The following is a 22,619-nucleotide window of genomic DNA, read 5'->3' on the forward strand; positions in this document are numbered from 1 at the left end:
TTGCCTGTAAAGACCAGGCATGCTTCAGATTTCGATTACTTTTTGAGACAATTCATTATAATGTATGAAAAGCTCCCTTCCCCAGCGAAGAGCGCTTGCATCGAAACTCATCACTTTTCTGTGGTCGTATTTTCCCTGCTTGTCGAAGAGGCAGATATACATGAATTTTTCAGTAACAGCAATTGTCGGAAGCTTCAGGTTTTCCTCGCAGACTTTAACAACCGTATTCTCGGAGTCGAGCAGGGTTTCCAGCTCGTCTCTGCAGTCATTTTTTAGCCTTTCAAGTACGGCTTTTGTAAGCACTATTTCCATTTCAGCTCCGCTTTTTGCAAGCCTGGAATAAAGCGACGAATAAAGAGGATGATAATAAGAAAGCGAACTCATGATGCATCTGGATTTTATAAGATTTTCAGTAAATTCCCTTGGAAGGTCAAAAAGATGGTTAAGATCAGGTTCGATTACCATGCACTCCCCCAGTTCTCCAAGCCGCATAAATTGCTCCTGGGGTATGACACTTGTATCCCGGCTTGTCCAGTATTCCTTGTTTTCCTCGAGGACCTCAAGTGTATTAAGGAGAGGGAGCATGTTTCCTACGACAAGTTTTCCAATCTCCGAGAGCATATAAGTGTTCTCTTTCTGAAGGACCAGGCCCTGTTTTTTAAGGATCTTAATCTGGGGCATCATCGCCTTTGAGGTCACGTTGAGAGAGGTTTTTATTTGCTCAATGTCCCTGGGACCTTCCATAAGCAGTAAAAGGAGATTTTTTCTTTTTTCAGAAAGCCAGATAGTATCACACAAAGATGAGCTCATTGTTAACTCATATTTATAGAAAGTACTTTTATTAAAAGATTATGTTATATCCAATTTATATTTAAAAATTTTTGAGTTTGAACACATTCTGAAATAGATTTTGAAAGAGGTTCTAAAAGGATTCATGAGTCTTGGTAAATTCGATTGAAAATTTTAATGCCATTAAAAAATCACTCTACCTTAGGACCTGCATGTAGCTCTTTCTTTTTCCCGAAACTTTTGCAAGAGCAACGCGGATCGGGCTATATATTATTGAAACCATAGATAAGTCACTTGCCAGTTAACAAGAACAAATCCAACAAAAAAGAATTGCCTGAAAGAACAATGAATACTTCCGAAAGGGCAAGTAATAAATTAAAAATGGCGTTAAAAACGGGATAAGTGATCACGTAATAACCAAATATGGCAAGAAAAATCGGATAAAGTGACCACTAAAATAATTAAAAAATTATACGAAAAAACGGGATAAAATTACCACCAATAATAAAAACGGTGAAATAAAAAACGACATAAAAATGAACTAAAAATGGCACATTAAAAACGGATTAAAATACAAACATTAAAAAACGCTAGAAATTGTTTCATCCTTTTGAGATGAAATTACAGAGTACTGCTGGATTCATGCAGAATCTATGTGAATATCTGGCTGAAACTCACGGTACTTCTGGAAAACTAAAAAAGAAAATTTCAGGCTTAACCGAAATATTCTTTACTCCAAACTCCAGCAAATGCATTAAAAATGTACCAGAACTGTGGTATGTGGGAATGCCATAGCTTCTGGGTACCTCCGTATTGAATTTTTTCTCATTGGTCATGGATTAAAGAATTTTCTTGCCCGATAGCTGTCGATTTTGCGCCTGATAACTGTCGATTTTGCATTAGAAGCCGGCCTTAAATTTTTGCCTCTTTACATGAAATCACTATTTTGTTCCAGCTCATAATTTAGTAACATATTTAAAAAATGTTGAGAAAATTGATGCAATTTGTCACGATTCTTCACTTAATTGAAGACGCATGAAGCAAAGTTATAATCTCAGGAAAACTTCCTTTAGCTAAATTATTCACTAATCGCTTCAGTATTTTGAAGGGTATGAGTGCATCTTTTTACGCAACTTCTTATTTTGTTTTATACGATTTTAGTGTCTAATATGTACTCTTTGTTAATTCTAATTTTATTTGAAAAGATCAACTGAGGGCTGTTTCCAATTTATTTCTGGCAATTTCTTTTTTTTTCGAGCCGTAATAGAGAACTTGTCCGTTTAAATCTTTTTTCTTTATAACTTGACATTATATATAGAACTGAAATTGTTATATAGAAAGGAGAACGATAAAGATTTAGAATCTTTGTTACCTACAAAAAGATATGCTTTAATATTTTTAAAGTGTAACTACTTGCAAAGATTATTTATAAACTACCGTGGGGGAGTCAGTATTAAGAGAAGGAGCAGGACTGATATCGCAGTAGATATTTTAAGAGTCGCAATGAACGGGGCCAAGAAAACTCATATTGTATATGAGGTAAATCTGAACTTCAATATCGCCCAGAAATACCTTGAAATGTTAAAAGAAAAAGAGCTTATCAGACATGAAAATGGGCTTTTCATCACTACTGACAAAGGAAAAGTCTTTCAGGAAATGGCTAAGGAACTCAAGCTCTAAAAGATTTTTATCTTTTTACTTTCTATTAAATTTTCCCATCTTTTTTATTTTCAATTTTTCATTTTTACTATCTTAAAATTACACTTGAAATCGACTTTTTCCGTGTCCATCTTTTTTCTTGAGTTACTCTTATGTAACTCAGCCCAAAGATCAGGTGAGGATAAGCGCCTGGTGAGTAATTCGAAATAGCATTTCTAAATTATAATGCGCCCTCATATAAATAAAAGCAGTTTGGAAACATATATACTATGGTGATTAAGGCACTTTTTTTAAACTGCACTCTGAAAAAATCGCCTCGGGTATCAAATACTCGCGCTCTTGTTGACAAGGCAGTAGCTATCTTCGATGAACTTGGTGTTGAAAGTGAAGTGATAAGGGTTGTGGATCATAACGTGGCTTTTGGGATTTCCTCAGATGAAGGAGGAGGCGATGAATGGCCCTTGATCCTTGAGAAGATAAAAGCCTGTAATATTCTTGTTATAGCAACTCCCATCTGGTTTGGAGTTCTCTCATCTGTGGCAAAGATGGTAATTGAGAGGCTGGATGGAACTTATATGGAAGGGGATCCCAAAACCGGTCAGTATCCTCTTTATGGAAAGGCTGCAGGAGTCATAGTTACAGGAAACGAGGATGGGGCACACGATGTCTGTTCAACTATACTCTTTAGCCTTACTCATCTGGGCTGCACTGTCCCTCCAAATGCAGACTGTTATTGGGTTGGTGATGCCGGTCCGGGTCCAAGTTACATAGAAGCTGGAGGAGATAAGCATCTCTATACAAATCGGACAGCCAGATATATGGTACACAATCTGGCATATTTTGCAAAGCTGCTCAAAGAAAACCCTATCCCTACCAATTTAAAGAAACTTGATGAGGAGGCAAAAAAGGTAAGCGACTGATGCTGACCTATCCGAGGGCTGTTGATCTTTTCACAAAGTCCTGACACTTTTACTGCTAGATGGGGGTATTATTTGGTCGATAGCGATAAAAAGACGATAAAATTGAAAGTTGCAGAAGCCGATCAAAGGGATGTTGGAAAAGGCATTAACCGAATAGGCGATAGTTGAGGTCTTTTACACGGGCAAGGCAGGGCGCTCTTTAAATAATTTTTTGGAGGAACTTGACTCACTTGCGCCCACTCGCAGGGTTTCTATAATTGAGCTTCAGGTTACGGCAAGAATCCTTAATCAGCTTCTCTCAGAAATAGATGGGTTTGAAGAACTCAGGGCTGAGTAGTAATTGGTGCAGCCAATCGCCCTGACGTCATTGATCCTGCACTTATCCTGCCAGGACATTTTGATGAACTGATCTTTTTTCCGACCTCTTATGAGGGAGCTTGCAGGGAGATCTTCAAAGTCCATACCGAAAAATGGAGCCTGTAGAGGATATTGATATCGAAAAGCTCGTTTCTATGAACAATCAGTATACAGGTGCAGACATTGCAGCCGTATGTAAAAAGGTGAGAAGGTTTGTTCTGAAGGCTTGTTCTGGTGAGGATCTTCATACAAAAAATGTTAAGCAGAAACACTTCCTTAAAGCAATAAAAGAAACTGGATCTTCAGTCACAACTTATTTAATTTTTTAAATACAGTGTTTGCATTATCTGTTTTTAAACTGAATATTTTTAACTTCCATTTTTACCCAGTTATGTCATAGAGTTTTTTCGAGAAAAATCCTCTTAATTTAATATCACCTGTTATGTTGTGGAGTTTTTCCGAGAATAATTCTCTGAATTTAATATCAACTATTTTTTAACTTCACAAATTATGTTAACCAATGATATTAAATATAATAATTACTATCGGTAATATACATGCAGCTTCCAACACCCGAAGATCTTAAAAAAAGAAGAAATGAACTCGGGCTTACCCAGAGCGATCTGGCTAAAAGGGCAGGAGTAAGTCAGCCCCTTATAGCTCGTATAGAATCGGGAGACGTAGATCCCAGGCTTTCGACTGTCAGGAAAATCCTTGACGCTTTTGAGGAAGTTGAAAAGGAACAGCAGATTATTATAATAGATCTTATGCATTCCCCTGTAATTCATGTTTCTCCAGGCGATTCTGTGGAAGAAGTAGTAAACTTGATGCAGAAGCATGGTTTTTCACAGGTCCCTGTACTTGATGGTGGCATTCCGGTTGGAAGTGTTTCCGAAGACATGATAGTGAAATTGATGGCCGAAAGTAAGAAAAAATCAATTTCCCAGATGAAAGTCTCTGAGATAATGGGAGAGGCCTTCCCAACAGTGTCTCCAGGTATCTCTATCTCAGTCGTGTCGCACATGCTGGAAGGAAATCCTGCCGTACTGGTCGTAGAAAAAGGGGCAGTTATCGGCGTTGTGACAAAACATGATGTAATGACGCTTCTCCAGGGCTGATTGGCAAAATCCGTTCTCCTTATAGAGCGGTATTCGGGATCAGGGTTTGAAAAGCACATAATTATATACTAGAATCCAATTAAACCTGATCTCTAACTCGGAATAATGCTTAACCATGCAAAATAACTTAACTGATATAGTCCTGTGACAAACTACTTGAATAAGATACTGCAGGGCCTTTTAAGTATACCGTATCACAACGATATTACTCTGAATTATTTCAAATTTGCAGTATTTTACTACTGTAAGTGTAATACAAACTCTTTAAACAGATATAAACGGAAATATTAAAACACTTTATAACTACAATCTAATATTATATTAACTCAAAAATAATTTGAATTAGATTTAAGGACAAATATTAAATTCTATTAAAAAATAAACTCGGATTAATTTAATCAAAAAATAAACTTGGATTAAATCAAAAAATAAACTCGGATTAATTAAATCAAATATTAAAATTTAATTATATACTAAATTAAATTTTTAAAAAATGTGGAGCATGATATATGGATCTGGAAGATACCCTTCTCATGATGCCTGGCCCCGTAACTGTTACACCCAGAGTCCTTAGAGCTGTGTCAAAACCGATGAGCAACCATCGAAGTGCGGAGTTTGCCGGAATCTATACAGATTGCGGGGAAATTCTTTCCAGCGTTTTCCAGACAAAGAATGATATTTTCGTGCTAAGCGATTCGGGAACGGCGGGAATGAAAGCTGCTGTAGGTTCTCTGGATGGGAGCGGAGACAAAGTTATTCCCATAGAAAACGGAAAGTTCGGAGAGCGGTTTAAAGATATTGCAGCTATTTATGCGGACGTTGTCCCAGTTGTATTCTATGAAGGCTCCCACAAGTGTTAACGGTGAGGATATAAAGAGTCATATGAAGGTAAGAGGAGTAATTATTGCAGGCGTGAAGGAACGTCTTAAAAACAATATTTTCAGAATAGGCTGCATGGGTAATGCAACCGGAAGAGATGTGCTTTCGACTGCCCAGCAGCTGGAGATCGTGCTGAATAAGCGTGGTTACGTTGATCTCCTGGGAGCAGGTACAGAAGCTGCAACCAGGGTTCTTGACAGAGCCTGAAAAGGATAATTATGGATTTGATACAGGTAGAACAATATCTACCAGCTCTTTTCAGGAAAACCCTTATAAGATTTTAACCGAAATTCCGATCGGATTTACATGCCCACAATAGGAATTGCAGATACCACATTCGCACGCTATAATATGGGACGTGCGGCAATTGATGAGATACAAAAAAATGTGTCTGTAAAAATCAAAAGAGTTACTGTGCCAGGGATAAAGGACCTTCCGGTCGCAGCCAAAAAACTTATTGAAGAAGAAGGGTGCGATATCGTTATGGCTCTTGGTATGCCTGGAGCTAAGGAACAGGACAAAATCTGTGCTCATGAAGCTTCTCAGGGCATTATTATGGCCCAGCTCATGACCAATACCCATATTATCGAGGTCTTTGTCCATGAAAATGAAGGAAAGGATGAAAAGGAACTTGCTTTCCTTATGGACAGAAGGACCCGAGAGCACGCTTTAAATGTAATCAAACTGCTCTTCAAGCCTGAAAAGCTAATTCGAGAAGCCGGTACCGGCCAAAGGCAAGGCTTTGAGGACGCAGGCCCATTATGAACGTGAATCAATTTATGTAAAAACAAGACTGGAGACCTTATCAGATGACTATCAGCCTAGGATTTGTTGTAGCTGAATTTAACAGGGATCTGACCTATCAGATGGAACTGCTTGGAAGAGAACATGCGGAGTTCCTGGGGGCAACAGTTAAAGAGACTATTCTTGTCCCAGGAGTCTTTGACATGCCCCTTGCGATCAAGAAGCTTTGCCAGAGGGAAGACATCGATGCCGTGGTTACTATAGGATCTGTAATCGAAGGTGATACCGACCATGACCAGGTGGTTATGCAGCACGCTGCAAGGAAGATCATGGATCTTTCTCTTGAGTTCAATAAGCCTGTAACTCTTGGAATTCCTGGCCCAGGTATGACCCGCATGGCGGCTCATGAACGTGTGGACTATGCAAAGAGGGCCGTTGAAGCTGCAGTAAAGCTGGTGCGGCGGCTGTGAATGTTATATTATCTAAATAAACTAGCAAATGTAATAAACCAGGACCATCCCTATGTCATCCGCAAGGCTCAAGCGTGTAGAAGAATCCGCAACGATAAGGATCTCCAATATTGCAACCAGAATGATTAAAGAGGGTACAGACGTAATCAATTTCAGCCTTGGTGAACCTGATTTCAATACCCCTAAGAATATCTGCGATGCTGCGGCAAAGGCTATGTATGAGGGAAAAACCCACTATGCCCCTTCTGGAGGTATTCCTGAATTAAGGGCCGCCATTGCCGAAAAATTGAGAACGGAAAATAACCTCGATGTAACCGAAGCAGGTGTACTTGTCACCCCCGGAGCAAAACAGGGAATTTTTGAGGTAATGATGGGCGTTCTCGATGATGGGGACCAGGCTCTATTGTTTAATCCTTCATGGGTAACTTATGACGCATGCATACGTTTTGCAGGGGCGGAAACAGTCTGGGTTCCGACAGTCCCTGAAAAAGGTTTCATCCCTGACAATTTTGAAGAATACATCACTGATAAAACCAAGCTCATTGTTGTAAATAGTCCGGGAAATCCAACAGGTGGAGTTTTCGGGAAAAAGACTTTGCACTGTATCGCGGATCTTGCAATTGACCATGATCTCATAGTAGTTTCAGATGAGATTTATGAGAAAATTATCTATGACAGGGAGCATATCAGCATTGGTAGCCTTGATGGAATGCAGGAAAGAACTATCACCGTAAATGGTTTTTCCAAGGCATATGCCATGACAGGCTGGAGACTCGGCTATCTGACTGCTCCTCCTGAAATTCTCAAACTTCTACTTAAAATTCAGTCTCATTCGGTAAGTAGTGCGACTACGTTTGTTCAGTACGGTGGACTTGAAGCCCTTCAGGGCCCTCAGGACAGCGTTAAAGCAATGGTTGACCGTTTTAAGGTACGCCGCGATGTCCTTATCGACGGCCTGAATAAGATGGGGTTTGAATGTAAAAAGCCCGATGGAGCTTTCTATGCTTTTGCTAATGTCAGCGAGTATGGAAACGGGACTCAGGTTGCAGAACGTCTCCTGAAAGAAGCTCAGGTGGCAGTTACTCCTGGAATTGCTTTTGGTTCGTCTGGTGAGGATTTCGTCAGGATTTCCTATGCAACATCGATTGACCGAATCAGGGAAGCTCTTGAAAGACTTGAAAAGGTATTTTCCTGAATTAAATCCAGTAAATTATCTTTCTGAAAAAAGGTATGAGTAAAGGATAACAGGTGCAATCAAATCGAGAAACGGTAGGGGGCAAATTTATCCATACCGTTTAAGCACCTCTTTTATGATTGCACCTGTACTGCAAAGTGGGCATTCTTTTGAAAGTGGAATTCTTACCACATTTGCAGGAAGCCCTCTTTTAGCAAGTTCTTTTTCCAGAAGTTCGGCGTCAAAACGCTGGTCGTAACCCAGGGCAATTATATCCGGTCTGATCTGCTTCAGGGGTTCAAACATATCTTTTTCGCTTCCAAGAAGCGCTTTATCTACTATTCCTAATGCACTTACCATCTCCAGCCGCTGCTCCTCGGGCACAATTGGTTTTGGCTTGTGAGTTACATTTGAGTCTCTCGCAACAATAACGAAAAGCTCATCTCCAAGAGCTCGGGCCTGGGTCAGAAAATAAATATGTCCGGGATGGAGAAGGTCAAAAGTCCCGGTAGCAAGTATACGTGTCAACAGATCACCTGGCCTCGGGTATATCCTTTAAGCATAAGAAACTTACTGAAATTAACCTTCATGGAGTATGAGAAGAACTACTGATTGTTCAAACTGTTTGCCACATGAACTGTTATATCATTTATAGTTTGACTTTATAGTAAGAGAATTTCCAAATTATCGCAAGTAATATATATGGCTCATAATTATGAATATTATTTATTGAGCTCAGGATATAAACTTGAAAACCTGATAATAAATCAAATTCAGGCACAGCTTTTTACGTCTTCCGACAGGGCTGTTACCTTTACATTATCACAAGTAATATATAATTATAATAAATATTACAATTCATATAAATCTGCAAAAAGAGGAGACCCCCAATGGTTAAAAAATCGGTTCATGAGATTAATAGAAAAATTGAAGATGGAAGCGTCAATGTAGTGACAGCTGAGGAAATGGTCACAATTGTTGAGGAGCTTGGCGCTGAAGGGGCTGCAAAAGAAGTAGATGTGGTTACTACAGGCACATTCGGAGCTATGTGTTCATCCGGCTTAATGCTTAACCTGGGTCATTCCGAGCCTCCCATAAAAATCCAGAAGATCTGGTTCAACAATGTGGAAGCATACAGCGGACTGGCAGCTGTAGACGCTTACCTGGGGGCTGCCCAGATATCAGATACACGAGGAATTCAGTATGGTGGAGCTCATGTTATTGAAGACCTCCTCAGGGGCAAAGAGATAGATGTTCATGCGACTTCATATGGGACGGACTGTTATCCAAGGAAAGTGCTTGATACGATAGTCTCTCTTGAAGACCTTAATGAAGCCATTCTTCTTAACCCCAGGAACGCTTATCAGAAATATGCAGCAGCAACCAACAGTTCCAAAAGGATTCTAAATACTTATATGGGTGAGCTTCTGCCTAATTTTGGAAATGTAACTTATTCGGGGGCAGGCGTACTCTCTCCTCTCTCAAATGACCCGAGCTATGAAACTATAGGCATGGGAACAAGGATTTTCATGGGAGGAGCCCAGGGCTATGTTATAGGGAATGGAACTCAGCATTCTCCTTCTTCAGGTTTTGGAACTCTTATGCTTAAAGGTAACCTGAAAGAGATGAACCCTGACTATTTGAGGGCTGCTTCCTTTACCGGATACGGTGCCACTCTTTACATGGGAATCGGGATTCCCATCCCTATCCTTAACGAAAAAATTGCTGCTGCTACTGCAGTTCGTGATGAAGATATTGTTACCACCATCCAGGACTATGCTGTGGGAAGCCGGGACAAACCGATTGTCAGAGAGGTAAATTATGCTGAGCTCAGGTCAGGCTCGGTGCAGATTGACGGAAAAGACGTGCCCACATCTTCCCTTTCCAGTTTCAAGAATGCGAGAAAGATTGCAAATGAGTTAAAGCAGTGGGTTAAGCACGGGAAATTCTTTGTCAGTATGCCCGTGGAAAGACTATGTGCTGAAGGGTCTGCTAAACCCATGAAAGAAACTCAGGCAGTACCTCTCGTAAAAGATGTAATGTCCAGTTTTTTTGTGACCATCAAAAGAGATCAAACTGTCCAGGACGCTGCAAAGAAAATCTGGGAGAATTCTTTCAATCATCTGACTGTGATTTCAGATGCCGGGGAACTGGTTGGGATCCTGACTGCTTGGGATATCTCAAAAGCCGTTGCAGAGAATTGCTTTGATTCGGTAGAGAGCGTTATGACGAAAAAGGTGCTTACCTGTGCTCCGAACGAGCCTGTAGATCTTGCAGCCAGGCGGCTGGACCGTTACGGGGTATCTGCAATGCCGGTGATCGATGCGCAGAGACGGGTTCTTGGAATAATAACAAGTGACAATATCAGCAAACTTCTTGCCAGGAGGTACTGAACATGAAAATCAAGATCACCATTCCTACCGAAAGAATCCATAACCCCATTATTTCCGAGTCCATAGTCGAAACCGGAATCCTGATTAATATAATGGTTGCAAATATCGACTCAACCTATGGGGAATTGATAGCCGACGTAAACGATCTCAAGTTCGATAGAATCAAAAATGCCCTGGAATCGAGAGGAGCTATCGTTTCCATCCTGGACAGGCCTATTCACAGGGACGAGGAAGAATGTATCGAGTGCGGAGCATGTATTTCGGTCTGCCCTATGAATGTGTATTCTTTTGACAATTCCTGGAGTGTCCTGGTAGATGAAAAGAAATGCATCCAGTGCGGTGTGTGCATCAAGATGTGCCCTCATGGGGCTTTGAAACTGGGAGAATGAAGAAAGGAAAGACCGAATGACTATCCTTTCCTTGGCAATCTGTTTATTTCTCTTTCTTCTTTCCCTTTTCCTTTCCTTTTTTCTTTCCTTTTTTCTTTCCTTTTTTCCCTTTTTCTTTCCTTTTTCTTTCCTTTTTCTCTCTCTTTTTCTTTCCTTTTTTCTTTCCCTTTTTCTTTCCCTTTTTCTTTCCCTGTAACTGTATATCGAGATTTAGATATGGATACTGATTTCTATTTCGAAACTCCTGCTATTTATACATTGAAACAAATAATAATATATCATACAAAAATTACATAGAAAATCGGATAGACATTAAAGGAGAAGGTACCAGAACTGAACATTAACAGCTTCTCAACCAATTTTCCAAAAGTCTATTCGCTGATTTCGTTTCCCTATTATTTCTTTTCCAGGGGGAAAAGTAATTCGGATTTCTATCTACAATGAAATGAAAAGACGCAAACATAATTCTTACAGTCTTTAAAAATAGGGGTAAATTATGAAGATCCTCGTACTATACTCAGGCGAACTTGGTAAAAAAGTTATCCAGAACCTCATCAATCCTGGAAATTTCTGCGTGTCCTGCGGAGAACTCTGCAACCACTGCAGGCAGGCCAGGAAGTCGTATGCTAACCTGATTGTAGGAATTCATGAATTTCCTCAAGACCTGCCCACGTTTATAGAAGATCCCGAGCAGTATATGCCTCAAAAACTTCCGGAATGCGATCTGATACTTGCTATTGGCATCCACCCAGACCTTCTTATAGCCCTTCCGGACGTTGTGAAGAAAACAAAAGCAAAAGCCGTAATCGCGCCTTCCGAAGACTCAAAGAAAACTCCTGCAGGAGTTCTTGAACAGCTTAAAAAAGAGCTTGAAGCTATTGGAGTTGAGTTTGAAGGTCCAAAGCCTTTCTGCGCCCTTGAAAAAACCGGAAAACCTGTAATAGATGCTTTTGTTGACCTTGGTTTCGGGAAGCCTGTGCTCAGAATTGAAATGAGCCCTGATGGGAAGATGTTTATCGGAGCAGGCGTTCTCAGGGATGCCCCCTGTGGTTCCACCTGGTTTGTGGCAAAAAAGCTCGGCTGGACTGATACGGTTGAATATAAGGAGACCATCTCAGGTGCTCATCATTCCTATCCCTGTACCGCCAGCATGGACAAAGATCCTCAGCTTGGGGATACTATCCTTCACAAGGCCGGGTATATCATCAGGGAAGCTGTTGAAGACGCAATGGAATGTGCAAAAAAGGAAAAAGCCCGATTGTCCGCAGTTTGTGGGGACGAAATCTCAAGTTCGAGCTTCTGAAAAGTGCTATCTGAAAAGCTTCCTAAAAATATTCTTATTAAAAACCAAAATTTAAAAAACCAAAATTCATTAATCTGAGCCCAACAAAAAAAAATAAGCATAAACTTCGCGTTTTGGCAAAATTAAGGCCGAAACAGGATACTGACAAGCATTAAGGGATTTGGGATTAAATCCCTGGAAGTTAAAACTTCCTTATCCCTTTATGCGTTTAGTTCAAATAAATGCACCTACTGGAGCAAGTACCTAATAAGTACTTTAGCAGGTGGGGCATTTGAGTTTCAGGGTAACCTTTGCACAATCGGTTTTTCCATCCTTACCTTTTATCTTGTATGTGAAGGTGTCAGTGCAAGTACAACATTTTTTGGAGCAACATGCTGCTGATGCTTTATAGCAGAATTTACCATCACTATAAACTGTCACTTTTCCGCCCAGTGTGGTCTTGTAAGTTCCGGTAGTCGTAACTTTAAGGTTGCATCCTTTATCATTATTAAGTAAAGTAGTATATTTAAAGCAATAAACAGTATTTGGACATGATTTAAGGCTAATACTATAAGAATCATTTATTGCATCTGTTTTACAATTGTTATTGCATGCTGCTGCTCCTGTCATTGACAGGACAAAAAAGACTAATGTGAAAATACAGATTGTTTTAAGCATAATTTTTCGCATTACTTTTCCTCCGTATTATCCTATTATATTTTATTTTCTCGGAGGCGGTCTCTTTTGATCCGAGAACACCTATTATCGAAACCCACTGGGAAATATTATCATATAAACATACTTATTTTTTTATCTGTGAATAAAAATAGAAAAATGAATTTAAAACTTGATAATACTTTATCTTAAAGATCAGAAGATCATCATACTATTAATGTCTGTAACTGCACTTATTAAAGATTAGAATAAAAATATAAAGCTCTTGATGAGTTTGTGTCATATAATTTCTATTGTTAAGTCTTCATGTGGAAAAATACTAATGAATACAATTTTTTTTCTTTAAAAACAGGATATTGGAGTCTTTTATGCTTCTAAAATAGCGGATTTATTCTATTTATTTAAAATCAGGCCTGTTATTCGTAATTAAGATATGTTATTTGTTCACATTGTCACACTTTTCTATCCGGGGATTTTTTGAATTCCAAAATTCCGCACTTATTCGTCCTTGCAAAATGATGCATATAGGGTTACATTTTTGTTATCTGATAACTCGTCTACCTGCTTACCATTGAACTTAAAAGTTGGCAGGATAATCTTTAACTGCTTATGGCAGATTTTGATCATAGTGCCTAATGTACCTGATTTCATTCTTCAAATATGTAGAGCCCTTCTCAAGTATATTATTTTATCAGATTGCCCTGTAAGAGTCAGAAGTATATGAATGGTTATATTCAGACATGCTTATGGCTTGAAAATTTAATATTCAGGGCATATCTGTTAATTATATGAAGCATGTACAACTATTATAAAATAGAAAATCTTGTTTTCAGTTTCAATTTAAGAGGTGAACCATGAAGCCAAAGATTGATTCCACGAGTTTTGGTTCTATTACTGTAAACGGAGAGACCTTTAAATATGACATACTTATTCGCCTTAATGGACAGGTCGAAAAAAGAGAAAAAGGATTGTCAAAGGAGCTCTACGGGACTTCCCATAAAATCTCGCTTGAGGAAGCAAAGCACATTTATGAGGAAGGGACTGAAAAAATCCTTATCGGAACCGGGCAGACAGGTTTCGTTAAACTGTCTGAGGAAGCTGAAAATTTTTTTGCAGAAAAAAAGTGTGGAGTAGAACTTTTTCCAACACCGTGGGCAATTGAACGCTGGAACGAGCTTGAAGGAAATATCACTGCCATGTTCCATATAACATGTTAAGTCCATAAACTAAGTCCATGTCTATGTTAAGTCCATAAACTAAGTCCATGTACTATGTTAAGTCCATAAACTAAGTCCATGTACTATGTTAAGTCCATAAACTAAGTCCATGTACTATGTTAAGTCCATATAACTTGTCAAGTGTAAAAAACGCGCATGAAATTCTTCTAATTACAGGCACAAAGAAATGAAAGTACTTGAAAGAATTTTCATGCCAAGAGATATGATGGCCAGGGAAGTATAGACCGGTTTTCAAAAGAAAGACTGGTTTTGCTTAATATAGTCCTTCCACGTTGTGTCCCTCTTCAAGTACAATTCTTTCTTCCTGTACCGTTATATTCTGTCCTGTGGTGTGTTTTCCACCTTCTTTTGGTTCCATTTTTTTTATATTTATATCCATCTGGGGGAACGGAATCTCAATTCCTTCTTTCGTATAAGCGTCAAATATTCCTGCAACAAGGTCATTCTTTACGATTCCCATTTCTCCGGTTTTTGCCCAGGCCCGTAGCTGCAAATTTATTGAGGAATTGGCAAGCTCAGTGGTTACTACTGCGGGTTCGGGTTCTTTAAGGACAAGAGGGTGTGTTTTCATTAGATTGAGTGCTATCTCTGTAGCTTTTTCGAGGTTTGAGGAGTAACTTATTCCTACATCAACCGATACTCTTCTTGTAGGCATCCGTGTCATATTAACAATAGAGCTTCCCCAGACAAGCTTATTCGGGATTGTTATGAGCTGGTTGTCAAGAGTTAGGAGTTCGGTTGACATAATCCCTACAGATTTCACTTTTCCGGTCTGTCCGTTCACGGTTACAATTTCTCCCGTGTCAATAGGCCTGATTGCGGCAACACATACTCCGGCAGTCAGGTTTGTAAAGGTATCCTGCAGGCCAAGTCCAAGAACAATGCCTATTGCTGCAGAAACTCCTACTATATAACTGTCCACGTCAAAATTGAGACTCTTCAAGAAAATAAGAATAATAATTACATAAAGGAGGATACTTAAAAAACGAGTGAGAAATTGAACGGTAAGGTCCGGAATCTTTGTTTTCTGTATTCCTCTTCTGAAAACACGAATAATATACTTTGATAAAACGAACCCCATAACCAGCACCATTGCTGCAAAAATCAGCCTGGATATCGTGATGTCCGTATATGGAATTACCTGCTTCATTACTGTCTCAAAGCTCATTTTTACCTGCCTTCTTTCTTCTCTTCGTGGAGAAGCAAAAGATTCTCATGTAGCTTATCCGGTATAACTTATTAACAGTACAACTTATTAAAAATATTCGCTATTAAAAGTAGAACTTACGAAAAATAGGACTTATGAAAAGTAGAACTTATAAAGAATAGAACTTATGAAGAGTAGGACTTATGAAAAGTAGGACTTATGAAAAGTAGGACTTATGAAAAGTAGAACTTATGAAAAGTAGAACTTATGAAAAGTAGAACTTATGAAAAGTAGGATCTATGAAAAGTAGAACTTATGAAAAGTAATTTATGAAAAGTAGGACTTATAAAGAGTAAACTTCTGAAGTAAAGTGCAGGATTATACTAATCCTCTGGCTATCAGTTTAAAAAGCATTTAATCTCTATATGTCATAGATTCTATCTTTCTTTTATTCTGTCTTTTTAGTCCAAAAACGTCTTTTACAGAATAATTATTTCACATAACAAGTTTCAAAAATATACAGAACTAAAGAAATAAGTTAAATAATTTTATCAAACTCAGGGAATGTCAAGGTTGAAGTGGATTAAAAAGCTCTTTGGAAAAAAAGAAGGTTCCAGTGTGGAGACTGATCTCAAGGAGATTAATTTTGAAGACCTTCCAGCATGGCTGGATACAAGATCTCAAAAAATCTCTTCCAGGGTGGAAAAGGATGTATCCAACCTTTTGAGAGAACTTGAAGCTTCGCTTCTGGCACTCAAGGAAAGTAACTCAATGCTTGCGGAGGCTAAAGTCGAAGGAGACTTTGATATTAGGGCTGTAAAGCGAGCGAAGAGCAACAGAGAAAATGTGACAAAGCAGGTCACAATGTTGATAGATAAAATCAGAGTGAAGGAAAATAAGGATTTCAGGGCTCTTGAAAGTTTCTATGGGGCAGCTACGCAGAGCATCAATACCTGTCTGGAGCATATGAATCAGAGTTTCAGGTATACAAGAGGCGTTTTTCCTGAAGAATCTAAAGAAGTTAGTGACAACCTTGCCAGTCTGGGTAAGATTTTTAACGAGCTCGGAGAGGTAATTCAGGTAAATAAGAAGGAAATGGACACTATAGAAGCAGCTCACTCGGACATCAATAAAATACAGGAACTTTTTGCTTCAATATCTGCCGAAGAGCTGGAATTTGAATCCAGAAACCAAAAAATTCAGGCTTTAAAGGCTGAAACTTCCGAAGCCAGCCAGGCTCTCGAAGACTTCAGAAATGGCTCCGTCTGGCAGAGTTTACAGAACCTTCAGGCAGAATCCATTGCCGCCAGGGAAAAACTCAGGAAAGCCGAAACAGGCTTGAGTTCTCTTGTTCTCCCGCTTTCAGGACATTTCTCAAGGATTAAGAAACTTCATGAAAGTGGCAGGTATACCTTAAAGCCAGAAGTAAAGAAACAGCTCGATATTTGCCTTGAAGCTCCTGTACACGTAAATCCTTCTTTTTTCCCGGAACTCCAAAAAATATTCGAGGATAATGCACTGGATATGCAGGCCCAGAAAAAAGAAAAAGCTCTTTTACAGGTCAAAGCTGCAATCTCAAACTTTCCAGAGCGGAAAAAAGAGTATCTTGAAGCCCTGAAAGAGTTTGAGGCAAAGAAAGCTGAACTCGAAAGCTCGGATACCGGAAAGCTGGTTGAACTCGAACATAAGGAAGCTGAACTCCTGAGCAGGACTCGCTCGCTTGAAGAGGACATTGTGGATTCTGAAAAGAAGCTGGCTGCTTTAAAGGAAGAGCTGGAACACCAAAAGAAAAATCTTCTTTCCAGTCTCAGTTTAATCAATAGCGATTTGCATGTGACCTTCCCGAGTCCTGTTTCGGGATAACGGCATGAACTCAGTTAAGGCAAGGTTGCAACTCCCGAGTCCCGTCTCGGGAGGACGGTGCCCTTTTCGCTCACTTCGCTCGCTCAAGAGGACTGAATTAGGGGTAGAAAAGGCCATATTTTCAACTCACTCAGGCGGCTGATTTCCTTATTTCAGTTTGGGTTATCAAATGGGAATGATCACAACCCTTTTCAAAAAAGGCTTGACCGCAACCCTTTTCAAAAAAGGCTTGACCGAAAACCCAGCAAACGTTTGAATTTGATGAACTTAGCCCCAAACCCTATAGGCGTGATCACAACTCTTTTCAAAAAAGGCTTGACCGAAAACCCGATAAAAGTTTGAGTTTGAGAATCTTATCCCCAAACCCTATCGGCGTGATAAACCGGCGCAACGGTTTGTGATCAGCCGGCGCAACGGTTTCGGGTCAACGGTTGCGCTCAAGAAGGCTGAATTATAATGATAATCGTGAGCGTATAGGAGGAATTAGAGTGAAGTTCATTTGGCATCGGTTAAGGAATTTTCTTGCCTGAAAGCTATCTTTTTCACTAGAAACCGGCCTTAAATTTGGACTATTTATATGAAATCGATGCCTGTTTCCAGCTTTTAATTTATTAAAATATTTGAGGGGGGTTGAGGAAATTAACGCAATTTGTCACGATTTCTCACTTAACCGAAGACGCATGGAGTGAAATTACTGAATCCACCAATCGTCGTTCATCCCGTAGTCACCATCGGGAAATATAACCGAAGGCGCATGGGGTGAAGTTACTTAGCCAACAGGGACAATTTTATGAACTACAACTTTCTCATGGCTGTTGTTCTGTCCTGGATTGTCGGATAGTAATTGGGTAAATGCAGACATTTACATCCAAAACTGCGTTTTCAGGTCTGCGTCTGGAAATAAACTTCCTCGTAAGGCTGAACCACTACAAATCCCTCTCCTTTGAAAGCCATCTGGAATGACTCCCCACTGCTTCTTCCAACCAGGGTTTTCAGGGAAATGTCAGTTTTTATTTCAGGTTCCAGGTTTCCTGACCAGGCAACTGTAGCATTGGGGTCGGTAAAGACCGGGTGACCTGGGCTTACCTGGAGAGTCAGGGGGTCCTGGTGAGTTGTAATGGCAGCCATACCGGTTCCTTCCAGTTTTATGTTGAAAAGCCCTCCTGCCATCATTCCTGAAACACTTTTCATCATTTTTATGTTCCAGTTTAGCGAGGTCTCAAAGGCAAGTAGATCGTTTCCATTTACAAAAATGGAATCGTTATCAAGTTTCAGGACTGATACCTTTTTTCCTTCATCTGCGAGGTAGAGCTTTCCTTTGCCTTCGGCTTTTGTGAGGCTGACTCCCTCACCTGTAAGCGCCTTCTTCACAAAGGTGCCGATTCCGTGTTCGAAAACTCCTTCCCTCGTAAAAACGATATCTCCTGTGTACGCGACCATTGAACCTCTTTTTGTCCAGACAATTCCTTCAAGGTTAACTTCAAGAAGTCGGTCTCGTTCCAATTCAAAAATTCCCTGATTAAGGTCTTTTTCTTCTGTACTTTGAATGAAATCCTCTATTGAATAGCGTCCCAAACTCTCATCTCTTTTTATGTTCTATTTTCTTAATTGTTTAATAATTCAATTATCTATACAGTTATAAAGTATTTATCTCAAACTGTATTATCACGTTGACAAGCCCGAGTTCCGTATCGGAAGGACGAGTCCGTTTCGCTTGAGTTGAATTTTCAATAATTATAAGTGGTTGAAATAGGTTTTTCCATTGTTACTTATGCACTCCTGGAGAATCAGATTGGTAAGGCTGGATTTTTACTCAAAACTGCATAGTTTATGTACTCTGACAGTTTTTATCTCCTTTAATTAAGTTTAAGAAAAGAGGTTTGGCAATGACAGAGGCGCTTTACTTCCTTGATTGTTATCTGAAAGAATTCGAAGCAACTGTCGAAAAAGTTACAGATAATCGATTTGTGGTTCTTGACCGTACCGCCTTTTATCCCGAAAGCGGGGGACAGCCCAGCGATGCCGGAAAGTTGGTTCGTGAATCCGATGGGGCTGAGTTTAATGGCCTTTATGTGGGTAAGTTCAATGGAGATATCAGTCACGAGATAGATGGTGAAAATGTTTCTAACGGATTAAAAGCAGGGGACAAAGTAAAAGGATTCATAGACTGGGATCGACGTTACAGGCATATGCGTATGCATACGGCGACTCACGTAATAGCAAACGTAATTGAAAAGGAGGCCGGGGCTCAGATAACCGGAAACCAGCTTGGTCTTGACCAGAGTAGGGTGGATTTCAGTCTTGAGGTCTTTGACAGGGATAAGTTTGCTGAATATGAGAAAATTGCCAATGACATAATAGCCCGGAAAAATCCTGTTAATTTCTACCTTGTAAGCCGCAAAGAAGCCGAAGAAAAGCTCTCAAGGTTAACCACGCTGGCAAAAGGCTTTTCCGACGAAATAAAAGAAGTGCGCATCGTTGAAATCGAAGGAGTCACGATTGAAGCCTGTGGAGGGACCCATGTTAAAAATACTGACGAAATAAAAGGCATAAAAATCATAAAACTTCAGAATAAAGGGAAGAGCAACAGGAGAATGTACTTTACACTTGTGAATTAATCTCAAGAACAAACCTGAGCTTTTTCTTCATTTTTATTTTCTTTTTATGACCTTAAAAAGTTTGGAATTTTTTGTAAAAAAAGCAGAAATTTAAGCCTGAATCTTTTTTTCGGGAGATTTCAGTTTTCGACTTTTCCTATACTTTTCCTATACTTTTCCTATACTTTTCCTATACTTTTCCTATACTTTTCCATACTTATTTAGCCCATCCTGAGCAGTACTATTAAAAAAGATGCATAAAAGGCTACTAAAGTCATTCCTTCCCACCTTTTTATTTCCCAGTCTGTGCTGATAAACACAAGGAGTATTATACTTATCAAAATCATAGCCGGAGTCGTAAATAATAGACTTATCTGTTCAATGGCTACCGGATAGATCAACCCGGAAAATCCTAATATTAAAAATATGTTTGCGATATTTGAGCCTATAACATTACCAAGGGCTATGTCCCCTAAACCCTGCTTTGCTGCAGATAGTGTCACTACAAGCTCCGGAAGGGATGTGCCAACTGCTACTAGAGTGGTACCTATTATAGTTTCAGGAACTCCAAGGAGTTCTGCAAAGAAGATTGATTTGCCTACAAAGTACTTTGCCCCGATTATAACTGCTCCACAACTTAATACCAGGGTCAGTATATCTTTTGTGAAACCTTCTCTGGACTGGCAGTTTTCGCCGTTAGCGTTTCCATTTTTTATACAATTGATCTTTTCCCTTGCACTGCTTATATACTTACACTTAAAAAAGTATATCAAAAACTCTTTAAAATGCAGTTTCCCTTCGTATTTCTCGGCTTCTTCAAACAGGAAAAACACATACGCGATGAAGACAAGTATGAAAAAGGCTGCCTCCAGTATTGAGAGTTCCCTGTTTAGGATAAAAACAAAGAAGAGCACAGATGCAAAGAGCATGACATAGCCATCTCTCCTGAGCATCTCTATTTCGGTTTTCACTGGAGAGATAACTGCAGCCAGCCCGACAACAAGCCCTATATTTGCGATGTTTGATCCAACGACATTCCCTATTACGATACCGCTTGCATGCTGGAGAGAAGCAGCTATTGATGAAGCAAGTTCAGGGATTGACGTTCCAACTGCAACAAGTGTCAAGCCTATAACAAATTCGGAAACACCGAGTTTCTCTGCAATTGCTGAAGCTGATTTTACAAAGTAATCTGAACCTTTGACCAAAAGAACAAGGCCAAGTAGAAAGATTAAAAGATTTTCTGCGATCATAATTACGTCCGGTCTGTTTGTTCTGGATTTACTGATATTGATCTGGTCTCTTATCTGGAAACTCCTATATTAAAGGTTTTCAATTAGAAGATGAAAAAAATCTCGGCTCTTCTTTTTTTGTGTAGACATCCTAATAATGTTCCCATAAAAACCAATGCGGCCTTGAATTGAAAATCCTCTTATCCATAGGGAATGGCGAAGAGCCAGAATCTCTTCCATATTCAGGCAATTGAGTATTTTTCCGTAGCAGGCAAATTATTTATCTGGTGCTTTTATAACTTGCATTTCAACATCTTCCAAAAAATGCAACTTCATTTCATTAGTTTTATATTATAAAATTACTTTTCAAAACTATAAACTGAAATCATATTGATTTCTTTCATATTGATTTATTTTCATATGATCAATCTGAGCTTCGGTAGCTTTCAAGAAAGTTTTTCTATATATGTTGCGAACTTATTTCCTCATGGAGTAGTTTTTCGGTATTGACTTACTCTATTGAAGGGGATCTTTTCTTCAATTCACCTGTTTTAAATCAAGCTATTATGGGGGTCTACTTTTCAATAGGTGCTAACCAAAAACCCTGGTTTGCAGACACATCCATTCTTCAATTCTAAAATTAATATCTAAGTTGCTAGATCTAAATAGTCATCTTCTATCAAACGTTTGAGTTGAATTCTTTTTTATATTATATTTTACATAATACTCAATGGTGGGTGGGTTACTAATTGGGAAAGGCGATAGCTACCTGAATTCAGGGAAGTGAACTTGAAATAAGTAATCCACGTCAGGCTGAAGAATCTATAACCGGCGGGGAGTAGATTATCCTGCAAGCAGAGACTGCCTTGTAAAGTTTGCCAAGGGTGAACAGGCAAGTAATAATGTTCTGGATCTTCTGAATGGATAATAAAGCATAACAGCTTTGAGTGGTTACCAGATAAATCAAGCGTCTGAAAAGCGAACGCATCAAATCGCCAAACCCAAAAGAGTACTGATTCACTAAATGGGTGTTTTAGAACAGTACCTCTAGTTCCAGATGGTATCGAAATAGTGGCTTACCCTCTGCAAGAGGCAGGTTATTGAACATCATATAGTCAATATAACCGAGAAAACTAGATAAAATCTACAGAAAGTGGAGGGGAATTTATGCAAACCAGTCCAATTGAAGTTCAGAAGGCTTTAAAGGATATAGATTATCCCGTAAATAAGAAGCAGCTTATTGCGCACGCTAAAAAGCACAATGCTAGCGATAAGGTAATTGAGGTTCTAGAAGACCTTCCTGAGAAGAAGTACACAAATGCTGCAGCTGTCAGCAAGGAATTCCAAGGAAAATAAACATAAAGGGGGGAATTTATGCAAACCAGTCCAATTGAAGTTCAGAAGGCTTTAAAGGATATAGATTATCCCGTAAATAAAAAGCAACTTATTGCGCACGCTAAAAAACATGACGCCAGCAATGAAGTAATTGAAGTTCTCGAAGATCTTCCAGACAAGGAGTATACCAATGCTGCAGCTGTCAGCAAGGAATTCCAAGGAAAATAATCTTACTTTAAGGCACTAAGGCACTAAATGGGGGGCGAGTAGAAAAGGCTCTCCCTTTATCCATAAAAAAGGAGGCTAGTAAACCTCCTTTCTTTCTCTGGAATGCAGTATTTGATCAGTATTTCTGTGA

At 39.3% G+C, this 22,619-nt stretch carries 25 protein-coding genes; 19 read left to right on the top strand and 6 right to left on the bottom strand.

Annotated elements, in window-relative coordinates:
• Window positions 1–24 precede the first annotated feature (24 nt).
• Window positions 25–810 (bottom strand): winged helix-turn-helix domain-containing protein, encoded by a 786-nt coding sequence (locus MSKOL_RS05570; RefSeq protein WP_048119154.1) that lies wholly within the window; start codon window positions 808–810, stop codon window positions 25–27.
• Window positions 811–2,091: 1,281 nt separating this feature from the next.
• On the opposite strand from MSKOL_RS05570, the gene MSKOL_RS20950 reads away from it, so the two are divergent.
• The 10 genes from MSKOL_RS20950 to MSKOL_RS05615 all read left to right on the top strand — a co-directional run bounded on the left by MSKOL_RS20950 (window position 2,092) and on the right by MSKOL_RS05615 (window position 8,131).
• Window positions 2,092–2,469, top strand: coding sequence for a winged helix-turn-helix domain-containing protein (locus MSKOL_RS20950; protein ID WP_231592465.1), 378 nt, complete (start codon window positions 2,092–2,094; stop codon window positions 2,467–2,469).
• Window positions 2,470–2,717: 248 nt separating this feature from the next.
• Window positions 2,718–3,368, top strand: coding sequence for a flavodoxin family protein (locus tag MSKOL_RS05580; RefSeq protein ID WP_048119157.1), 651 nt, complete (start codon window positions 2,718–2,720; stop codon window positions 3,366–3,368).
• A gap of 366 nt (window positions 3,369–3,734) precedes the next feature.
• Window positions 3,735–3,851 carry a hypothetical protein gene (locus tag MSKOL_RS21555; protein WP_332310044.1) on the top strand — a complete coding sequence of 39 codons (117 nt, stop codon included), beginning with the start codon at window positions 3,735–3,737 and terminating at the stop codon, window positions 3,849–3,851.
• A complete protein-coding gene (locus tag MSKOL_RS20665) occupies window positions 3,839–4,054 on the top strand; it encodes a hypothetical protein (protein ID WP_048119160.1) in 216 nt (71 codons plus the stop codon). The genes MSKOL_RS21555 and MSKOL_RS20665 overlap by 13 nt, the downstream gene beginning before the upstream one ends.
• Before the next feature lie 228 nt (window positions 4,055–4,282).
• Window positions 4,283–4,843: a CBS domain-containing protein gene (locus tag MSKOL_RS05590; RefSeq protein WP_048119163.1), complete on the top strand. Its 561-nt coding sequence runs from the start codon at window positions 4,283–4,285 to the stop codon at window positions 4,841–4,843.
• Window positions 4,844–5,352: 509 nt separating this feature from the next.
• Entirely contained in the window at window positions 5,353–5,703 is a 351-nt protein-coding gene (locus tag MSKOL_RS21560) for an alanine--glyoxylate aminotransferase family protein (RefSeq protein ID WP_048119166.1), read from the top strand.
• Window positions 5,704–5,725: 22 nt separating this feature from the next.
• On the top strand, window positions 5,726–5,929 hold the full coding sequence (locus MSKOL_RS21565; RefSeq protein ID WP_048154256.1) for a hypothetical protein: 204 nt from the start codon (window positions 5,726–5,728) through the stop codon (window positions 5,927–5,929).
• Window positions 5,930–6,028: 99 nt separating this feature from the next.
• Window positions 6,029–6,487, top strand: a complete 459-nt coding sequence (gene ribC, locus MSKOL_RS05605; protein WP_048119173.1) for a riboflavin synthase — start codon at window positions 6,029–6,031, stop codon at window positions 6,485–6,487.
• A gap of 44 nt (window positions 6,488–6,531) precedes the next feature.
• Window positions 6,532–6,936 (top strand): 6,7-dimethyl-8-ribityllumazine synthase, encoded by a 405-nt coding sequence (gene ribH, locus MSKOL_RS05610; RefSeq protein ID WP_048119176.1) that lies wholly within the window; start codon window positions 6,532–6,534, stop codon window positions 6,934–6,936.
• A gap of 52 nt (window positions 6,937–6,988) precedes the next feature.
• Complete coding sequence (locus MSKOL_RS05615) at window positions 6,989–8,131, top strand: pyridoxal phosphate-dependent aminotransferase (RefSeq protein WP_048119178.1); 1,143 nt, start codon at window positions 6,989–6,991, stop codon at window positions 8,129–8,131.
• Between the two features lie 87 nt (window positions 8,132–8,218).
• Here the strand turns inward: MSKOL_RS05615 and MSKOL_RS05620 are convergent, their stop codons facing one another.
• The gene (locus tag MSKOL_RS05620; RefSeq protein WP_048119181.1) at window positions 8,219–8,662 is read right to left on the bottom strand and encodes an adenylyltransferase/cytidyltransferase family protein; all 444 of its coding nucleotides are present in this window, start codon (window positions 8,660–8,662) and stop codon (window positions 8,219–8,221) included.
• Between the two features lie 338 nt (window positions 8,663–9,000).
• Between MSKOL_RS05620 and MSKOL_RS05625 the strand changes: the two genes are divergently transcribed.
• The 3 genes from MSKOL_RS05625 (at window position 9,001) to MSKOL_RS05640 (ending at window position 12,195) form a co-directional block, all read left to right on the top strand.
• Window positions 9,001–10,503: an L-aspartate semialdehyde sulfurtransferase gene (locus tag MSKOL_RS05625; RefSeq protein ID WP_048119184.1), complete on the top strand. Its 1,503-nt coding sequence runs from the start codon at window positions 9,001–9,003 to the stop codon at window positions 10,501–10,503.
• 2 nt (window positions 10,504–10,505) lie between these two features.
• Window positions 10,506–10,892, top strand: coding sequence for a 4Fe-4S binding protein (locus tag MSKOL_RS05630; protein WP_048119187.1), 387 nt, complete (start codon window positions 10,506–10,508; stop codon window positions 10,890–10,892).
• A gap of 496 nt (window positions 10,893–11,388) precedes the next feature.
• Window positions 11,389–12,195: a DUF166 domain-containing protein gene (locus MSKOL_RS05640; RefSeq protein WP_048119190.1), complete on the top strand. Its 807-nt coding sequence runs from the start codon at window positions 11,389–11,391 to the stop codon at window positions 12,193–12,195.
• A 255-nt stretch (window positions 12,196–12,450) separates the two neighbouring features.
• Here MSKOL_RS05640 and MSKOL_RS05645 read toward each other — a convergent pair whose 3' ends face one another.
• Entirely contained in the window at window positions 12,451–12,864 is a 414-nt protein-coding gene (locus MSKOL_RS05645; protein WP_048119192.1) for an Ig-like domain-containing protein, read from the bottom strand.
• A gap of 839 nt (window positions 12,865–13,703) precedes the next feature.
• Between MSKOL_RS05645 and MSKOL_RS05650 the strand changes: the two genes are divergently transcribed.
• Window positions 13,704–14,066, top strand: coding sequence for an Mth938-like domain-containing protein (locus MSKOL_RS05650; RefSeq protein WP_048119195.1), 363 nt, complete (start codon window positions 13,704–13,706; stop codon window positions 14,064–14,066).
• Between the two features lie 274 nt (window positions 14,067–14,340).
• On the opposite strand, the gene MSKOL_RS05655 is transcribed toward MSKOL_RS05650, so the two are convergent.
• On the bottom strand, window positions 14,341–15,255 hold the full coding sequence (locus MSKOL_RS05655) for a mechanosensitive ion channel family protein (RefSeq protein WP_048119198.1): 915 nt from the start codon (window positions 15,253–15,255) through the stop codon (window positions 14,341–14,343).
• Between the two features lie 543 nt (window positions 15,256–15,798).
• On the opposite strand from MSKOL_RS05655, the gene MSKOL_RS05660 reads away from it, so the two are divergent.
• Window positions 15,799–17,097 (top strand): cell surface protein, encoded by a 1,299-nt coding sequence (locus tag MSKOL_RS05660; protein ID WP_229393745.1) that lies wholly within the window; start codon window positions 15,799–15,801, stop codon window positions 17,095–17,097.
• 882 nt (window positions 17,098–17,979) lie between these two features.
• Here the strand turns inward: MSKOL_RS05660 and MSKOL_RS05665 are convergent.
• Entirely contained in the window at window positions 17,980–18,672 is a 693-nt protein-coding gene (locus MSKOL_RS05665) for an AIM24 family protein (protein ID WP_048119206.1), read from the bottom strand.
• Between the two features lie 311 nt (window positions 18,673–18,983).
• Between MSKOL_RS05665 and alaXM the strand changes: the two genes are divergently transcribed.
• Window positions 18,984–19,715: an alanyl-tRNA editing protein AlaXM gene (gene alaXM / locus MSKOL_RS05670; RefSeq protein WP_048154262.1), complete on the top strand. Its 732-nt coding sequence runs from the start codon at window positions 18,984–18,986 to the stop codon at window positions 19,713–19,715.
• Window positions 19,716–19,915: 200 nt separating this feature from the next.
• Here alaXM and MSKOL_RS05675 read toward each other — a convergent pair whose 3' ends face one another.
• On the bottom strand, window positions 19,916–20,947 hold the full coding sequence (locus MSKOL_RS05675) for a calcium/sodium antiporter (RefSeq protein ID WP_048119211.1): 1,032 nt from the start codon (window positions 20,945–20,947) through the stop codon (window positions 19,916–19,918).
• Window positions 20,948–21,746: 799 nt separating this feature from the next.
• On the opposite strand from MSKOL_RS05675, the gene MSKOL_RS21570 reads away from it, so the two are divergent.
• The 3 genes from MSKOL_RS21570 to MSKOL_RS05685 all read left to right on the top strand — a co-directional run bounded on the left by MSKOL_RS21570 (window position 21,747) and on the right by MSKOL_RS05685 (window position 22,489).
• Complete coding sequence (locus tag MSKOL_RS21570; RefSeq protein ID WP_082091221.1) at window positions 21,747–21,854, top strand: DUF2795 domain-containing protein; 108 nt, start codon at window positions 21,747–21,749, stop codon at window positions 21,852–21,854.
• Window positions 21,855–22,093: 239 nt separating this feature from the next.
• Entirely contained in the window at window positions 22,094–22,282 is a 189-nt protein-coding gene (locus tag MSKOL_RS05680; protein ID WP_048119213.1) for a DUF2795 domain-containing protein, read from the top strand.
• An 18-nt stretch (window positions 22,283–22,300) separates the two neighbouring features.
• Entirely contained in the window at window positions 22,301–22,489 is a 189-nt protein-coding gene (locus MSKOL_RS05685; RefSeq protein WP_048119215.1) for a DUF2795 domain-containing protein, read from the top strand.
• Window positions 22,490–22,619 lie beyond the last annotated feature (130 nt).

The organism is Methanosarcina sp. Kolksee, from assembly GCF_000969945.1.
GTDB classification, from domain to species: domain Archaea; phylum Halobacteriota; class Methanosarcinia; order Methanosarcinales; family Methanosarcinaceae; genus Methanosarcina; species Methanosarcina vacuolata.

What these genes read in the sequence shown, in the direction of transcription:
- MSKOL_RS05570 (WP_048119154.1), bottom strand. Translation starts at nt 810, where the DNA reads ATGAGCTCATCTTTGTGTGATACTATCTGGCTTTCTGAAAAAAGAAAA.
- MSKOL_RS05580 (WP_048119157.1), top strand. Translation starts at nt 2,718, where the DNA reads ATGGTGATTAAGGCACTTTTTTTAAACTGCACTCTGAAAAAATCGCCT.
- MSKOL_RS20665 (WP_048119160.1), top strand. Translation starts at nt 3,839, where the DNA reads ATGGAGCCTGTAGAGGATATTGATATCGAAAAGCTCGTTTCTATGAAC.
- MSKOL_RS05590 (WP_048119163.1), top strand. Translation starts at nt 4,283, where the DNA reads ATGCAGCTTCCAACACCCGAAGATCTTAAAAAAAGAAGAAATGAACTC.
- MSKOL_RS21560 (WP_048119166.1), top strand. Translation starts at nt 5,353, where the DNA reads ATGGATCTGGAAGATACCCTTCTCATGATGCCTGGCCCCGTAACTGTT.
- MSKOL_RS21565 (WP_048154256.1), top strand. Translation starts at nt 5,726, where the DNA reads ATGAAGGTAAGAGGAGTAATTATTGCAGGCGTGAAGGAACGTCTTAAA.
- ribC (WP_048119173.1), top strand. Translation starts at nt 6,029, where the DNA reads ATGCCCACAATAGGAATTGCAGATACCACATTCGCACGCTATAATATG.
- ribH (WP_048119176.1), top strand. Translation starts at nt 6,532, where the DNA reads ATGACTATCAGCCTAGGATTTGTTGTAGCTGAATTTAACAGGGATCTG.
- MSKOL_RS05615 (WP_048119178.1), top strand. Translation starts at nt 6,989, where the DNA reads ATGTCATCCGCAAGGCTCAAGCGTGTAGAAGAATCCGCAACGATAAGG.
- MSKOL_RS05625 (WP_048119184.1), top strand. Translation starts at nt 9,001, where the DNA reads ATGGTTAAAAAATCGGTTCATGAGATTAATAGAAAAATTGAAGATGGA.
- MSKOL_RS05630 (WP_048119187.1), top strand. Translation starts at nt 10,506, where the DNA reads ATGAAAATCAAGATCACCATTCCTACCGAAAGAATCCATAACCCCATT.
- MSKOL_RS05640 (WP_048119190.1), top strand. Translation starts at nt 11,389, where the DNA reads ATGAAGATCCTCGTACTATACTCAGGCGAACTTGGTAAAAAAGTTATC.
- MSKOL_RS05645 (WP_048119192.1), bottom strand. Translation starts at nt 12,864, where the DNA reads ATGCGAAAAATTATGCTTAAAACAATCTGTATTTTCACATTAGTCTTT.
- MSKOL_RS05650 (WP_048119195.1), top strand. Translation starts at nt 13,704, where the DNA reads ATGAAGCCAAAGATTGATTCCACGAGTTTTGGTTCTATTACTGTAAAC.
- MSKOL_RS05655 (WP_048119198.1), bottom strand. Translation starts at nt 15,255, where the DNA reads ATGAGCTTTGAGACAGTAATGAAGCAGGTAATTCCATATACGGACATC.
- MSKOL_RS05660 (WP_229393745.1), top strand. Translation starts at nt 15,799, where the DNA reads ATGTCAAGGTTGAAGTGGATTAAAAAGCTCTTTGGAAAAAAAGAAGGT.
- alaXM (WP_048154262.1), top strand. Translation starts at nt 18,984, where the DNA reads ATGACAGAGGCGCTTTACTTCCTTGATTGTTATCTGAAAGAATTCGAA.
- MSKOL_RS05675 (WP_048119211.1), bottom strand. Translation starts at nt 20,947, where the DNA reads ATGATCGCAGAAAATCTTTTAATCTTTCTACTTGGCCTTGTTCTTTTG.
- MSKOL_RS05680 (WP_048119213.1), top strand. Translation starts at nt 22,094, where the DNA reads ATGCAAACCAGTCCAATTGAAGTTCAGAAGGCTTTAAAGGATATAGAT.
- MSKOL_RS05685 (WP_048119215.1), top strand. Translation starts at nt 22,301, where the DNA reads ATGCAAACCAGTCCAATTGAAGTTCAGAAGGCTTTAAAGGATATAGAT.